Here is a 13,842-nt window from a genome sequence, read left to right as displayed (position 1 = left end):
AACGCATGGAGTCGCCGCAGCGGGAGGCGGGCGATGCCGACCCGCCATTGGCCGAGATCGAGATTCCCTACTGGTTGACCGGCACCGCCGAGGCGGCCAACGCCACCTTCTGGCGGATGCTGCGCCGGCTGCCCAGCCTGCTGCGGCACGCCGGCAGCCTGGCCTGGCGGACCAACCGCGCGGCCACCGCGGCGGTGGTGCTGCTGCACCTCGGCGCCGGGCTGGCCAGCGCCGTCAGCCTGGTCAACGTGGTCGGCGTACTCGATGGGTTGCTCGCGGCCGGGCCGACCCCGGACCGGGTCCGGGCGGCGGTGCCGTCGCTGCTGGTGGTGGTCGGCGCCGCCGCCCTGCGCGGCGTGCTCGGCACCGCCGCGACCGCCGCCCAGGGCCGGCTCAGCCCGCAGGTCAGCCGGGCCGCCGAGCTGCGGCTGGTGGAGCTGACCACCCGGGTGGACCTGGCCACCTTCGACGACGCCGAGTGGCGCGACGCGATGCACCGGGCCCGCGACCGGGGCATCGACGCCACCCAGCGGCTGGTCGACCACGCGATCGAGCTGGGCACCGCGCTGGTCAGCCTGGTGGCCAGCGCCGGGGTGCTGGCCGTGCTGCACCCGGTGCTGCTGCCGCTGCTGGTGGTGGCGGTGCTGCCGAACGGTTGGGCGGCGGTGCGGTCGGCCCGGCTGGGCTACCGGGCCCAACTGCGGATGATCACCATGTTGCGGCGCAAGTGGATGCTGTCGGACCTGCTCGCCGACCGGGACGCCGGGCCGGAACTGCGCGCCTTCACCCTGCGGGAGTACCTGCTCGGCGAGGTGCGCCGGCTGCTCGACGCCAGCACCCGGCAGTACGTCGAACTCTCCGACGCGCAGGTGCGGGCCAACCTCGCCGGCCGGGCCCTCGGCGGGGTGGCGCACGGCCTCACCTACGGCGTGCTGATCTGGCTGCTGCTGGTCGGCGAGATGGAGCTCGCGGTCGGCGGCGCGGCCGCGTACGCCATCAGCGCCGGGATCACCGCGCTGTCCAACATCGCCTTCGCCGTGAACCACGTCTACGAGCAGGGGCTCTACTTCTCCGACTACACCAGCTTCAGCGACCTGGCCCGCAGCCGCGCCGAGCCCCGCCCGAAGCTGGCCGCCCCCGCCCGGTTCGACGAGATCACCCTGACCGGGGTCACCTTCAGCTACCCGGGCGCCGACCGGCCGGCGGTCCGGGACGTGACCCTGACCCTGCGGCGCGGCGAGACGATCGCCCTGGTCGGCGAGAACGGCTCCGGCAAGTCGACGCTGGCCAAGCTGCTGGCCGGGCTCTACCGGCCGGACGGCGGGACGATCCGGTGGGACGGCGTGGACCTGGCGCAGGTCGGCCCGGACACCGTCCGGGACCGGGTCGCGGTGGTGATGCAGGAGCCGACCAGGTGGCCGTTCTCGGCCGGCACCAACATCACCATCGGCCGGTACGACCGGCCACACGATCCGGACCAGGTGACGGCGGCGGCCCGCGCCGGCGACGCGCACGAGTTCATCGTGGAGCTCAGCCGCGGCTACGACACGCTGCTGTCACGGCACTTCGTCGACGGTGCGGACCTCTCCGGCGGCCAGTGGCAGCGGCTGGCGGTCAGTCGGGCCTTCTACCGGGACGCGGAGCTGCTGATCTGCGACGAACCGACGGCGAACCTGGACGCCCGGGCCGAGCACGACGTCTACCGGCGGCTGCGGGAACTCGCCGTGGGGCGGACCGTCGTGCTGATCACCCACCGGATGGCCAGCGTCCGGACGGCGGACCGGATCTACGTCCTCGACCATGGCGTGTTGACCGAGCAGGGCGACCACGACGCGCTGATGACCTGGGACGGCACCTACGCCAGCCTGTTCCGGCTGCAGGCGCAGGCCTACCAGCGGGGCGATGCCCACCCGGGGGCCGACGGCGCCGGGGACCGGTCGCCGCCGCGGCAGCCGTCAGGCCCGGATCAGCTGGCCGGTGATCAGGTCGGGTGAGGCCGGCCGGCCGAAGTGCCAGCCCTGGGCGGCGTCGCAGCCGATGGCCCGGAGCCGGTCGGCCTGGCCGGCGGTCTCCACGCCCTCGGCGGTCACCGTCAGGTCCAGGGTGTGCGCCAGCGCGACCAGGCTGGCCAGGATGCGTTCGTCGGTGCTGCCCGCCGCGTCGCCGGCCGGCGCCCGCAGCCCCTCCACGAACGAGCCGGCGAACTTCAGCTCGGTGATCGGCAGGTCGCGCAGGTAGGCCAGGTTCGAGTAGCCGGTGCCGAAGTCGTCGACGGCGATCCGTACCCCGAGGTCGGAGAGCTCGCGCAGGGCGCGCACCGGTTCGCCGGCGTTCGTCATCAGCGCGCTCTCGGTGACCTCCAGCTGCAGCCGGCCGGGCGGCAGCCCGTTTCGGTCGAGTACGGAGTGCACCTCGTCGACCAGGCCCGGCCCCTGTACCTGGCGGACGGCGAGGTTGACGCTGACGAACGGCCCACCGGGGTCGGAGCGGTGCCAGTCCCGGGCCTGCCGGCAGGCCTCGGCCAGCACCCAGCCGCCGAGCCGGACGATCAGCCCGGTCTCCTCGGCCAGCGAGATGAACGTGTCCGGGCGCAGTACCCCCAGTTCCGGGTGCCGCCACCGGACCAGGGCCTCCAGGCCGACCACGTTCCCGCCGGTAAGCGACACCAGCGGCTGGTAGTCGAGGTAGAACTCGCCACGGTCGAGGGCGCCGGGCATCGCCGCGGAGAGCGCGTACCGGGTCATCTCGCGGGCGTTGCGCTCCGGGTCGTAGAGCGACCACCGGCCCTTGTTGCTGGTCTTGGCCCAGTGCAGGGTGATGTCGGCGTCGCGCATCACCGCGGTCGGGGTGGTGCCGGCCACCGGCCGCTCCACCACCCCGATGCTCGCGCGGATGGTCAGCTCGTGGCCGTCGACCACGGCCGGTGTGCTGATCGCCGCCAACGCGGCGTCGGCGACCTTTACGACGTCCTCGGTGCAGGTGGTGTCCTCGACCAGCACCACGAACTCGTCGCCGCCGAGCCGAGCGACCAGATGGTCGCCGACGCTGCGGCGCAGCCGGCCGGCGACCGAGGCGAGCAGCAGGTCACCGAGCTGGTGACCGAGCGCGTCGTTGACCATCTTGAAGTCGTCGAGGTCGATGAAGCAGACCCCGACCCGCTGGCCGACCCGGTCCGACCGGCCGATCGCCGCGCCGAGCCGTTCGGTGAACAGGATCCGGTTCGGCAGTTCGGTGAGCGGGTCGTGGGTGGCCCGGTAGCGGTACCGGGCCTCGCTCTCCCGCAGCGCCTGCTCGGCCTGGATCCGGGCGACCATGCCGGCCCGCCGGATCGACTCCTGCTCGTCGAGGGTGCGGTCCCGCAGGGCGCGTGCGTAGCCGGTGGCGACGGTGGCCAGCAGCCGGGCCATCCGATCCTGGGTGTCGTCGTCGGAGAGGCCCAGATCGCGCAGCAGCCGGAGCTGGATGACCTCGATGGTGCGCCCCAGCCCTTCGGCGGAGGCGATGTGCGCGGCGACCAGGTCGGCACCGACCCGCTGGCCGATCTGCAGATTGAACGGTTCGGAGTGCAGCGCGTCGGCCAACTGCGCCGTCAGCCGGCGCAGCAACCGCTCCAACTGGGCCTGGGTCATCGGGATGAAGCTGGTGCCGGTCACCGCCTTGGCCCAGGCCCGCGCGAAGGTGTCGAGCCCCGGCCGGGCCGGGACCGGCGTGGCCTCGTCGAGCTCAGGCACCGAGCCGGCCCACCCCACCGAGGAAGACGGCGCGCTCGGCGTCGTCCAGCCCGTCGGGGGAGTCGGGGCGCCACTGCGGAACCCAGACCACGCCCGGTTCGACCAGGTCGAAACCGTCGAACAGCTCGGTGAGCCGGGTCCGGCTGCGGGGGGTCAGCGGGCTGTCGGTGCGCCGGTAGACCCGCCTCGCCTCGGTCTGTTCGGTCTCGCTCCGGCCGTCGTCGCTGGCCTGGGAGAGGACCAGGAAGCTGCCCGGCGCCAGCGCGCCGCGGATCGTCCGCAGGGCGGCGTCCGGGTCGTCCTCCTCGGGTACGAAGTGCAGCACCGCGACCACCAGCACGGCGACCGGCTCGGCGAAGTCGAGCAGCTTGCGCAGCTCGGGGTGGGACAGGATCTGCTCCGGCCGGCGGAAGTCCTCCTGGATAACCACGGTCTGGTCGTTGCCGGCCAGGATCTCGCGGCTGTGCGCCACCGCCACCGGGTCCGAGTCGACGTAGACCACCCGGGACTCCGGCGCCGCCCGCTGGGCGATCTCGTGCAGGTTGCCCACGGTGGGGATGCCGGAGCCGATGTCGAGGAACTGCCGGATGCCGGCGTCCACGAGAAACTGCACGGCGCGCCGCAGGAACGCCCGGTTGGCCTGCGCCATCAGCGGCGCGTCCGGCACCACCGAGATGACCGCCTGGGCGGCCTCGCGGTCCACCGCGAAGTTGTGCGACCCACCCAGGTAGTAGTCGTACATGCGGGCCACGCTGGGCCGTTCGATGTCGACGTTGTCGGGTGCCCAATCCGGCCGCTGCATGCTTGCCCCTTTGGTGAGGTTGCGGTGCTTTGTGGCTCCCCCGATTGTCTTCGCCATTCTGCCCGGCGCCGGTGCGGCTATCCAGACCGTGCCGTATCGTCCCATGCCCGCGGAAGTTGCGGGTAGGGGGTGGGTGGCATCCGCCGACGGCCGGGCCCGCGGGGCAGGCGGTCCCGGACGACCCGGCGACCGGGCGGAGGCTGTTAGAACTTGGGCGCGTCCGGAGCCTCGAGCAGACCGAGTCGCAGGGCGGTCATCAGGGCCTGCGCCCGGTTGGCGGCGCCGAGCTTCTCGTACAGCTTCGAGATGTGGGTCTTGGCGGTCGACTCGCTGACGAAGAGCTGCTTGGCGATGCCGGCCACGCTCATGCCGTCGGCGAGCAGCCGGAGCACCTGTCCCTCGCGGGGGGAGAGCTGCGGGCCGGACGGCGCGAGCCGGCGCTTCATCGCCTCGGCCAGGTCGGCGGCGGTGAACGCGCTCGGCGAGGAGGCGGCGTGCCGGGCGGCGGCGACCACCTCATCGGCGGGCGCGGTCTTCGGCACGAACGCGCTGGCGCCGGCCTCCAGGGCTCCGAACAACTGGTCGTCGCCGGCGTACATGGTCAGCACGACGATGCCCATCGTGGCGCTGGACTTGCGCAGCGCCCGGGTGGCCTCCAGGCCGCTGCCGTCGGGCAGCCGCAGGTCCATGATCACGACGTCTGGCTGCAGGGCGCCGGCCTGCCGGACCCCTTCCGCGGCCGTGGCGGCCTCGCCGACGACCTCGAACTGCCGGTCCCGCTCGAATGCGTGGCGCAGTCCCTTGCGGATCAGGTCGTGATCGTCGACAAGTAGCACCTTGGTACGGGTGGTCGGCGTGGGGCTGGTGGTCATGCTCGGGTTACTCCCCTTCTGATGCGGTGACGCTATCGCGCACGTTATCGCGCCGGGGCGAGGTTCCGAGCACCACGGCCACGGTCGTGCCATTGGGGTGTCGCGGACTGATCTCCAGCCGGCCCCGGATACGTTCCGCTCTCTCGGCCATGATCGCAAGACCGTACCGGCCGTCGGGGCGCTGGTCAGCGATGCCCTGACCATCATCCGACACTTCGATTTGCGCATACGGCGGATCCACGGCACAGGTTACCCACATGTTGTCCGCTCCGGAGTGTTTGCGGGCGTTTGTGATTGCTTCCTGTGCAATTCGGAGGAGTTCCGCCTCGGTGGCGGCCGGCAGCCGGGCACTCGAATCGTCGATCGACAGGTGCAGCCGCAACCCGGCCGAGGCGCAGACGGTGCGGGCGTACTCGGCGATGGCGGCGGCCAGGCCGCCGTGCCGGTCCACCTCGCTGCGCAGCTCGAACAGGCTCAACCGCAGCTCGGTGATCACCCGGGTCACCTCGCCGCGCAGCACCCGCAGCTCCTCGGCGGTCTCCGCCGCCCCGTCCGGCAGGGTGGCCAGCGCGTTGTCGATGCCGTAGCCGACCATCACCAGCTCCTGGGCGACCCCGTCGTGGATCTCCCGGGCTAGCCGCTGCCGCTCCTCGTTGGTGGCCAGCGAGCGGACCTCGTCGAAGAGCAGGGCCGCCTCCAGCCGCAGCGCCGCCGGCCGGGTCAGCGCGGTCACCCGCGCCACCACCGACAGCGGGTACGCGTTGGCGACGTCCGCCTCCAGGGTGACCAGCCCGATGGTGCGCACCCCGGCGACCAGCGGTACGACCAGGGCCGACACCTCCCGGCCGGTGTGCGAGCGGGCCTGGGACCGGTGCGCGGTCTGCGGCTGCTGGCTGGCCCAGGCGTCGGCGATCGCCGAGTCGGCGTCGAGGGTGGTCTCCCAGTCGACCCGGTCGACGCCCATCTGGGCGAGCACCACCAACCGGCCGCCGCCGCTGCCGGAGAGCACCGCGGCCCGGTCCGCGCGGGCCACCGTGCGCAGCTCCTCCAGCAGGTGCTCGGAGATGCCGCCGGGGTCGAGGGTGGCGCCGGGCAGCTGGCGGGCAACGCTGCGTAACTGGGTGAGCAGCCGGGTCGCCTCGGCGTACGGCTGGGGTTTGGTCTCGCCCCGGGCCTGCATGATCCGCTGCAGCGTGTTGGCGGCGTAGAGCCCGAGCCCGGCCAGGATCAACCACTGGGCGCAGACGACCAGGTATCCCAGCCGTTCGAGCTGCGGGCCGCTGGCGGTCGTCGTGATCGCGCCGCTGGCAACGAGGCTGACCGCCGCCACCCCGAGCAGCGCGGCCCCCTCCAGCGAACGGCGCTGCACCGCCACCACCGTCAACGGCACGGCGAGGTACGGCAGCACGGCCGAGGCGCCCATCCCCACGATCGGGCTGGCGGTGGTCGCCGCCGCCGCGACCTGGCTGGCGGCCATCCCGAGGATCGCCACCTCGGCGAAGCGGCCGAGTGGCCCGAGGACCGGATGGCCGTGGGCCAGCACCGCCGGCAGGCCGGCGACGGCCAACAGCGCGATCCAGCGCAGCTGCCCGACGTCCTGGGTCGCGATCATGGTGAGGACCGCGACCAGCGAGAGCATGACGACCCGCGCCGCGGCCGCCAGGGGATGCGGTCGCGGCGTGGCGGCTGTCGATGCGGTCACGTGACGGATCGTAGTCAGCTTCCGTAGATATCGGCGATCTCAGCGGCGTATGTCTTGTGTACGACCGCCCGCTTGACCTTCATCGACGGGGTCAGCTCGCCGGTCGCTTCGGTGAAGTCGCGGGGCAGAATCCGGAAGACCTTTATCGCCTCCGCCTTGGAGACGGCCGCGTTGGCGTCGTCGACGGCCCGTTCGATCTCCGCGCGCAGCGCCGGGTGCTCCGTCGAGTCGGCGATGCCGGCCTCCGCCGGCAGGCCGTTCTCGTCGCGCCAGCGGGGCCAGGCGTCCTCGTCGACGGTGATCAGCGCGGCCACGAACGGCCGCCCGTCGCCGACCACCACGGCCTGGCTGACCAGCGGATGGGCGCGGATCCGGTCCTCCAGTACGGCCGGCGCCACGTTCTTGCCGCCGGCCGTGACGATGATCTCCTTCTTCCGGCCGGTGATGCTCAGGAAGCCGTCGCCGTCGAGTTGGCCCAGGTCACCGCTGTGGAACCAGCCGTCGGCGTTGAGCGCCTCGGCGGTGGCCTCCGGGTTGTTCCAGTAGCCCTGGAAGACCAGCTCTCCCTTGATCAGGATCTCGCCGTCGTCGGCGACCCGGATGGTCACGCCGGGCAGCGGGCGGCCGACGGTGCCGATCCGGGTCGCGTGCTCCAGGTTGGCGGCGGCGGCCGGCGAGGTCTCGGTCAGGCCGTAGCCCTCCAGGATGGTCACCCCGATCCCCCGGAAGAAGTGGCCCAGCCGCGCCCCCAGCGGCGCGCCACCCGAGATCGCCACCCGGCAGCGACCGCCGAGTGCGGCCCGAAGCTTGCGGTAGACCAGCAGGTCGAAGACCTTGTGCCGCAGGCGCAGGGCGGCGCCGGGTCCGCCGGGGGAGTCCAGGGCCTCGCTGTACGCCACCGCCACCTGCTCGGCGGCGGCGAAGATCCGGCCCTTCCCCTCCGCCTGGGCCTTCTGCGCGGCCCCGGTGTGCACCTTCTCGAAGACCCGGGGCACCGACAGGACGAAGGTGGGGCGGAACCGCTGCAGCTCGGCGACGAGGTTCTTGACGTCGGAGCTGTGCGCCATGGTGGCCCGCGCGTGCACCACGCCGATCTGGATCAGTCGGGCGAACGAGTGGGCCAGCGGCAGGAACAGCAGGGTGGCGGCACCCTCGTTGAACAGCCCGGGCAGCACCGGGATCGCGTTGGCGATGTCGGCGTACATGTTGCGGTGGGTCAGCACGCAGCCCTTCGGCTGCCCGGTGGTGCCACTGGTGTAGATGATGGTGGCGAGGTCGCCGGCCCGGATGGCCTCGCGGCGCCGGTCGATCTCGGCGGGCGCGACCTGCTCGCCGGCCGCGACCAGGGCGTCGAGGTCGCCGGCGTCGATCTGCCAGACGTTGCCCACCGCCGGCAGCCGCTCGGCGAGCCCGGCCAGGCAGAGCGCGTGTCCGCTGGTCTCGACCACGCAGGCCACCGCGCCGGAGTCGGCGAGGATCCAGGCCACCTGCTCGGCGCTGGACGTCTCGTAGACCGGGACGGTGACCGCTCCGACGGCCCAGATCGCGTAGTCGACGAGGGTCCACTCGTACCGGGTCTTGCTCATCAGGCCGACCCGGGAACCCGGCTCGATCCCGGCCGCCACCAGCCCCCGGGCCAGGGCGATCACCTCGTCGCGGAACTGCCGGCAGGTGACGTCGACCGGTTGGACCGTCCCGTCCGACCCCGGGGCATAGCGGACGAACTGGACGGCGTCCGGCGCCGCTTCCGCGTTGTCCCAGACCGGGTCGGTCAGGTTGGCCGAGTCGCCGACGGTGACGACCGGTGGGACGGAGAACTCGCGCACCTGTACTCCTCACGCTGCCGGGCGGTTCGACCACTGTTGAACCTACCGGCCAGACCGGCTGGCCGTTCGGGCAGGCCGGCGATGCGATGATCCAGAACACCGGGGCCGGGCTCGCCGTCGGTGCGCCGCGCACCGGGTAGCCTGCCCCCCATGGCGGACTCCTCCACCCAGTCGATCATCATCGCGGCGCGCCCGGACCGGGTCGCGGCGGTGATCGCCGACTTCCCCCGGTACCCGGAGTGGACCGAGGCGGTGAAGAACGTCGAGGTGGTCGAAGAGTACGAGGACGGCTACGCCAGCCAGGTCCGCTTCGAGCTCGACGCCGGCGTGCTGGTGGACGACTACACCCTGGCGTACGAATACGCCGAGGACCTCTCCCGGGTGCAGTGGCACCTGGTGGCCCCGTCCCGGATGCAGCGCACCCAGAACGGGTCCTACGACATCGAGGACAACGGCGACGGCACCTCGACGGTGACCTACACACTTGAGGTCGAGTTGTCGGTCGGCATGCTCGGGATGTTCCGGCGCAAGGCCGAGAAAATGATCATGGATACGGCGTTGAAGCAGCTCAAACGGCGGGTAGAAACCCTGGATGGGGCGGCGTAGCGGCGGCCGGCGACGCCGGGGTGGAGGAGCCAGGAATGGCAGGGACCGATCCGGGTTCGGCCCGCGAGGAGGCCGAGCGACTGGTGGCGACCGTGCTGGCGGCGGCCCGACTGGCCGCCGCCGGGAAGGACGCGAGTGGGCTGGCCGCCGCGGGGCAGCAGGCGGCCCGGGCGGCGGGTCTCGGCCCGCTCGGCGACCTGATCTCGGGGGCATTCGGCGGCGGTATCGCCACCGGCACGCCGGAATGCTGCGTCTGCCCGGTCTGCCGGGGTATCGCCGCACTGCGCGACCCGGACCCGCAGTTCGCCGAGCGGCTGGCGGCCGGTGCCGGCGAGGTCGCGGCCGGGGTGGCCACCGTGTTGCGGGCATTCGGCGAGGCCACCCGGGACCGGAGCCCGGCCGATCCGGCGCCGGCCGGAACCGACCGCGACCCGGCCGATCCGGGATCGGCTGATCCCGGTCCGGCTGATCCCGGTCCGGCTGATCCCGGTCCGGCTGATCCCGGTCCGGCTGATCCCGGTCCGGCTGATCCGGGGCCGGTCGAACCGCGGGGCGGATCGGTCCGGGACGACCAGGTGTGGCGCGAGGCCACCCGTACCGGGCATGATTCGTGGCCGGCGCCCGAGCGGGACGTCTGGGCGGCCGCCACCCGTGCGGAGGCCCGGACCACCGACGCGGGTGCCGCCCCGCCCGTCGATGTCGCCGGGCCCGGCGGTCCCTCCCGCCCAGCCGACCGCCGGTCCACCGGCCCGGCAGCCGTCCCCACCGGGACGGCGGACGCGGAGGGCGCCGGACGACCGGCGGTGCCCGCGTCGCGAGCCCCGGAGTCAGCCGCGGCGACCGACGGCGTCCCGCCGGCCGACGGGGACTGAACAGTGGAGGCCCGATCGAGCAGCAGCCCGATCGCGGCCCAGACGCCCGGTCACGGGCCTGACGTCCGGTCACTTGCCGGCCGGTCGTGCTCGGGCCGGTGGCGCGGTCGGGCGGCCGCGTGGCACGGCAGAGGGGAGCGGCAGCGGTGACGCTGACCATCGGAGTCGACGTCGGAGGCACCAAGGTGGCCGCCGGAATCGTCGACATGGCCGGCGAGGTACTGGCGGAGACCCGCCGGGACACGCCCGCCGATGACGTCGCCAAGACCCGCGACGTCATCATCGAGGTGGTCGCCGAATTGCTGGCCCGCCACCAGAGCCAACCGGAACCGATCACCGCCGTGGGGATCGGCGCGGCCGGCTGGATCGACGCCACCCGGTCGGTCGTGCTCTTCGCTCCCAACATCGCCTGGCGCAACGAGCCGCTGCGCGACTACGTCAGCGCCGCCGTCGACCTGCCGGTGGTGGTCGAGAACGACGCCAACGTCGCGGCCTGGGCCGAATTCCGGTACGGGGCCGGCCGGGACGCCAGCGACTCGATGGTCATGTTCACCATCGGCACCGGGGTGGGCGGCGGCATCGTGCTCGGCGGCGAACTGCTGCGCGGCGCCAACGGTATCGCCGCCGAACTGGGCCACATGCTGTCCGTGCCCGAGGGGCACCTGTGCGGTTGCGGCCGGCTCGGCTGCATCGAGCAGTACGCCAGCGGCAGCGCCCTGGTCCGGTTCGCCCGGGCCGGCGCCCGGCAGGAGCCGGCCCGCGCCACCGGCCTGCTGGAGCTGGCCGGCGGCGATGTGGAGGCGGTGACCGGGCGGATGGTGACCGCCGCCGCCAAGGCCGGCGACGGGGTCTCCTGCGCGGCGTTCGCCCAGATCGGCTGGTGGCTGGGGATCAGCCTGGCCGACATGGCGCAGATCCTCGACCCGGAGACCCTGGTGGTCGGCGGCGGGGTGGTGGACGCCGGTGACCTGCTGCTCGGCCCCACCCGGCGGTCCTATCTGGAGGCCCTGGCCCAGCGCGGCCGGATTCCGGTGGCCGACATCCGCCCGGCCGAGCTGGGCAACACCGCCGGGGTGGTGGGCGCCGCCGACCTCGCCCGGCGCTAGCCTCGACACCGTGATCGAGAGTGGGGACGGCGCCCGGCTGCGGGTGCTGTCGTACAACGTGCACGGCCAGCGCGACGACGTCGCTGCGCTGGCGTCGGTCGTCCGCGCGGCGGCTCCCGACGTCGTGATCGTGCAGGAGGGGCCGCGCCGGTTCCGCTGGCGGCACCACAGCGCCGCGCTCGCCGACCGGCTCGGGCTGGTCGTGGTCGCGGGCGGACTGCCCGCGCTGGGCAACCTGCTCCTGGCCAACCTGCGGGTACGCGTCCACCACACCTGGTGCCAGCGGTTTCCGCTGACCCCCGGGCGGCACCTGCGCGGCGCGGCGTTCGCCGACTGTTCGGTCGGGGCGCTGGACGCCGGCGGCGGGCCGGCCGGCCCGGGCGCCGCCCGGTTCGTGGTCGCCGGTACGCACCTCTCCACCGACCCGGCCGAGCGGCCCGGCCAGGCGGCCCTGTTCCGGCGGGAACTCGCCGAGGTGAAGCTTCCGCTGATCGCCGGGGCCGACCTCAACGACGAACCGGCCGGCGCCGCCTGGCGTACCGTCGCCGCCGGGCTGGTCGACACCGCCGTCGCCGCCGGTCGCGACGACCGGCTGACCTACTCCTGCGGCGATCCCCGCCGGCGCATCGACGCGATCTTCGTCGACCCGCGGATCGAGATCGTCGACTACGACGTGGTCGACACCCCGCAGACCCGCCGGGCCAGCGACCACTTCCCGGTCCTGGTCGACCTCGTCCTGCCGCCGGGCTGACCGGCCTCTCCCGGCCGGTCGGTCCGGATGCTGGCCGGATCGCTGCGGACCGTGACCGAGGTGTTACCGCGACGCTGCGCCCGGCGGGCTGGACAACGGGTGACAGAAGCCGGGAGGATGCGGCAGCACGTCGGCACTGGTGCCGGAAAATAAGGAGATACCGGGTGTCCACCTCCACCGACTACGACGGCCAAGAGACCGGTGCGACCCTGTGGCGGGACGGGCGCCCGGTCTACGACCGCAGCGGCGCCGTCTGCGTCATCGGCGCCGGAGCCAGCGGACTGACCGCCATCAAGAACCTGAAGGAGTACGGCTTCCGGGTCGACTGCTACGAGCGGGAGACCGGCGTCGGCGGCGGCTGGAACTGGCGGCACGACCGCAGCCCGGTCTATGCCAGCACCCACCTGATCTCGTCCAAGCCGTTCACCCAGTACCCGGACTTCCCGATGCCGGACGACTGGCCGGACTACCCGCACCACAGCCAGCTGTTGTCCTATCTGGAGCGCTACGCCGACCATTTCGACCTGCGCCCGCACATCTGGTTCGGCACCGAGGTGGTCCGGGTCGAGCCGGCCGACGGCGACCGCTGGGACGTCACCACCCGCAGCACCGGCGGCTACGGCCCGGAGCGGACCCAGCGGTACGCCGCCGTGGTGGTCGCCAACGGGCACAACTGGGCGCCGAAGTTCCCCGCGTACGAGGGGATCGACGACTTCCGCGGGCAGCTCATGCACTCCTCGGCGTACAAGGACGCCACCCAGATCCGGGGCAAGCGGGTGCTGGTCGTCGGGGCCGGCAACAGCGGCTGCGACATCGCGGTCGAGGCCGGCCAGCAGGCCGCCCGCTGCTGGCACTCCACCCGGCGCGGCTACTGGTACGCCCCGAAGTACGTGCTGGGTCGCCCGGCCGACCAGGTCAACGACACCACCCTGGCCTGGCGGTTGCCGATCTGGCTGCGGCAGTGGCTGTACCACCGGGTGCTGCGGCTCACCGTCGGCGACCTGACCCGGTTCGGCCTGCCGAAACCCGACCACAAGGTCTACGAGACGCACCCGATCGCCAACAGCCAGCTGGTGTACTACGTCGGGCACGGCGCGATCACCCCGGTGCCCGACATCGCCCGGTTCCGCAGCTACAGCGTGGAGCTCACCGACGGTCGCGAGGTGGAGCCGGACGTGGTGGTCTTCGCCACCGGTTACCTGCCGCGGTTCGAGTTCCTGGCCCCGGAACTGCTCGGCATGGACCAGTCCGGCCGACCCACCCTGCACCTCAACGCCTTTCCCCGCCGGCACCCGACGCTGGCCGTGGTGGGGCTGCTGCAACCCGACTCCGGCCTGTTCCCGCTCAGCCACTGGCAGTCGGTGGCGGTCGCGCGCTGGCTGCGGCTGCGGGAAGCCGCCCCGGAACGGGCCACCGCCTTCGCGGCGCGCGTCGATGGCGAGGCCGGCCGCCGGTGGAGCCGGGCGAAGGTCAAGGACACCACCCGGCACTGGTTCGAGGTCGGCCACACCGACTACCTTCGTGCCCTGCAGCGCACCATCGACGAACTGGAGGTCGCCCGGTGAGCCGGCCAC

General features: G+C 73.0%; 11 protein-coding genes. 6 read left to right on the top strand and 5 right to left on the bottom strand.

Annotated elements, in window-relative coordinates; genetic code table 11:
* The first annotated feature begins 5 nt into the window (after positions 1-5).
* Positions 6-1,994: an ABC transporter ATP-binding protein gene (locus O7627_RS23400; RefSeq protein WP_278095632.1), complete on the top strand. Its 1,989-nt coding sequence runs from the start codon at positions 6-8 to the stop codon at positions 1,992-1,994.
* Here O7627_RS23400 and O7627_RS23395 read toward each other — a convergent pair.
* The 5 genes from O7627_RS23395 to O7627_RS23375 form a co-directional block, all read right to left on the bottom strand.
* Positions 1,956-3,629 (bottom strand): bifunctional diguanylate cyclase/phosphodiesterase, encoded by a 1,674-nt coding sequence (locus tag O7627_RS23395; RefSeq protein ID WP_278098402.1) that lies wholly within the window; start codon positions 3,627-3,629, stop codon positions 1,956-1,958. The genes O7627_RS23400 and O7627_RS23395 overlap by 39 nt on opposite strands.
* 94 nt (positions 3,630-3,723) lie before the next feature.
* Positions 3,724-4,533, bottom strand: coding sequence for an SAM-dependent methyltransferase (locus O7627_RS23390; protein ID WP_278095631.1), 810 nt, complete (start codon positions 4,531-4,533; stop codon positions 3,724-3,726).
* Positions 4,534-4,736: 203 nt separating this feature from the next.
* Positions 4,737-5,405 carry a response regulator transcription factor gene (locus O7627_RS23385; RefSeq protein WP_130460771.1) on the bottom strand — a complete coding sequence of 223 codons (669 nt, stop codon included), beginning with the start codon at positions 5,403-5,405 and terminating at the stop codon, positions 4,737-4,739.
* Positions 5,406-5,412: 7 nt separating this feature from the next.
* Positions 5,413-7,107, bottom strand: coding sequence for a GAF domain-containing sensor histidine kinase (locus O7627_RS23380; RefSeq protein ID WP_278095630.1), 1,695 nt, complete (start codon positions 7,105-7,107; stop codon positions 5,413-5,415).
* Between the two features lie 14 nt (positions 7,108-7,121).
* Entirely contained in the window at positions 7,122-8,933 is a 1,812-nt protein-coding gene (locus O7627_RS23375; protein ID WP_278095629.1) for an AMP-dependent synthetase/ligase, read from the bottom strand.
* A gap of 150 nt (positions 8,934-9,083) precedes the next feature.
* On the opposite strand from O7627_RS23375, the gene O7627_RS23370 reads away from it, so the two are divergent.
* From O7627_RS23370 to O7627_RS23350, 5 genes are all read left to right on the top strand, one after another.
* A complete protein-coding gene (locus tag O7627_RS23370) occupies positions 9,084-9,539 on the top strand; it encodes an SRPBCC family protein (RefSeq protein WP_278095628.1) in 456 nt (151 codons plus the stop codon).
* Between the two features lie 35 nt (positions 9,540-9,574).
* Positions 9,575-10,411 carry a hypothetical protein gene (locus tag O7627_RS23365; RefSeq protein WP_278095627.1) on the top strand — a complete coding sequence of 279 codons (837 nt, stop codon included), beginning with the start codon at positions 9,575-9,577 and terminating at the stop codon, positions 10,409-10,411.
* 146 nt (positions 10,412-10,557) lie between these two features.
* A complete protein-coding gene (locus tag O7627_RS23360) occupies positions 10,558-11,517 on the top strand; it encodes an ROK family glucokinase (RefSeq protein WP_278095626.1) in 960 nt (319 codons plus the stop codon).
* A 10-nt stretch (positions 11,518-11,527) separates the two neighbouring features.
* Positions 11,528-12,268, top strand: a complete 741-nt coding sequence (locus O7627_RS23355) for an endonuclease/exonuclease/phosphatase family protein (protein ID WP_278095625.1) — start codon at positions 11,528-11,530, stop codon at positions 12,266-12,268.
* Positions 12,269-12,432: 164 nt separating this feature from the next.
* Complete coding sequence (locus O7627_RS23350; RefSeq protein WP_278095624.1) at positions 12,433-13,833, top strand: NAD(P)-binding domain-containing protein; 1,401 nt, start codon at positions 12,433-12,435, stop codon at positions 13,831-13,833.
* Positions 13,834-13,842: the final 9 nt, after the last annotated feature.

Origin of the sequence: Solwaraspora sp. WMMD1047 (assembly GCF_029626155.1) — a bacterium.
Taxonomy (GTDB): Bacteria; Actinomycetota; Actinomycetes; order Mycobacteriales; family Micromonosporaceae; genus WMMD1047.
The sequence above is the reverse complement of the archived record's forward strand: the minus strand, read 5'-3'. Positions and strand labels throughout refer to the sequence as shown.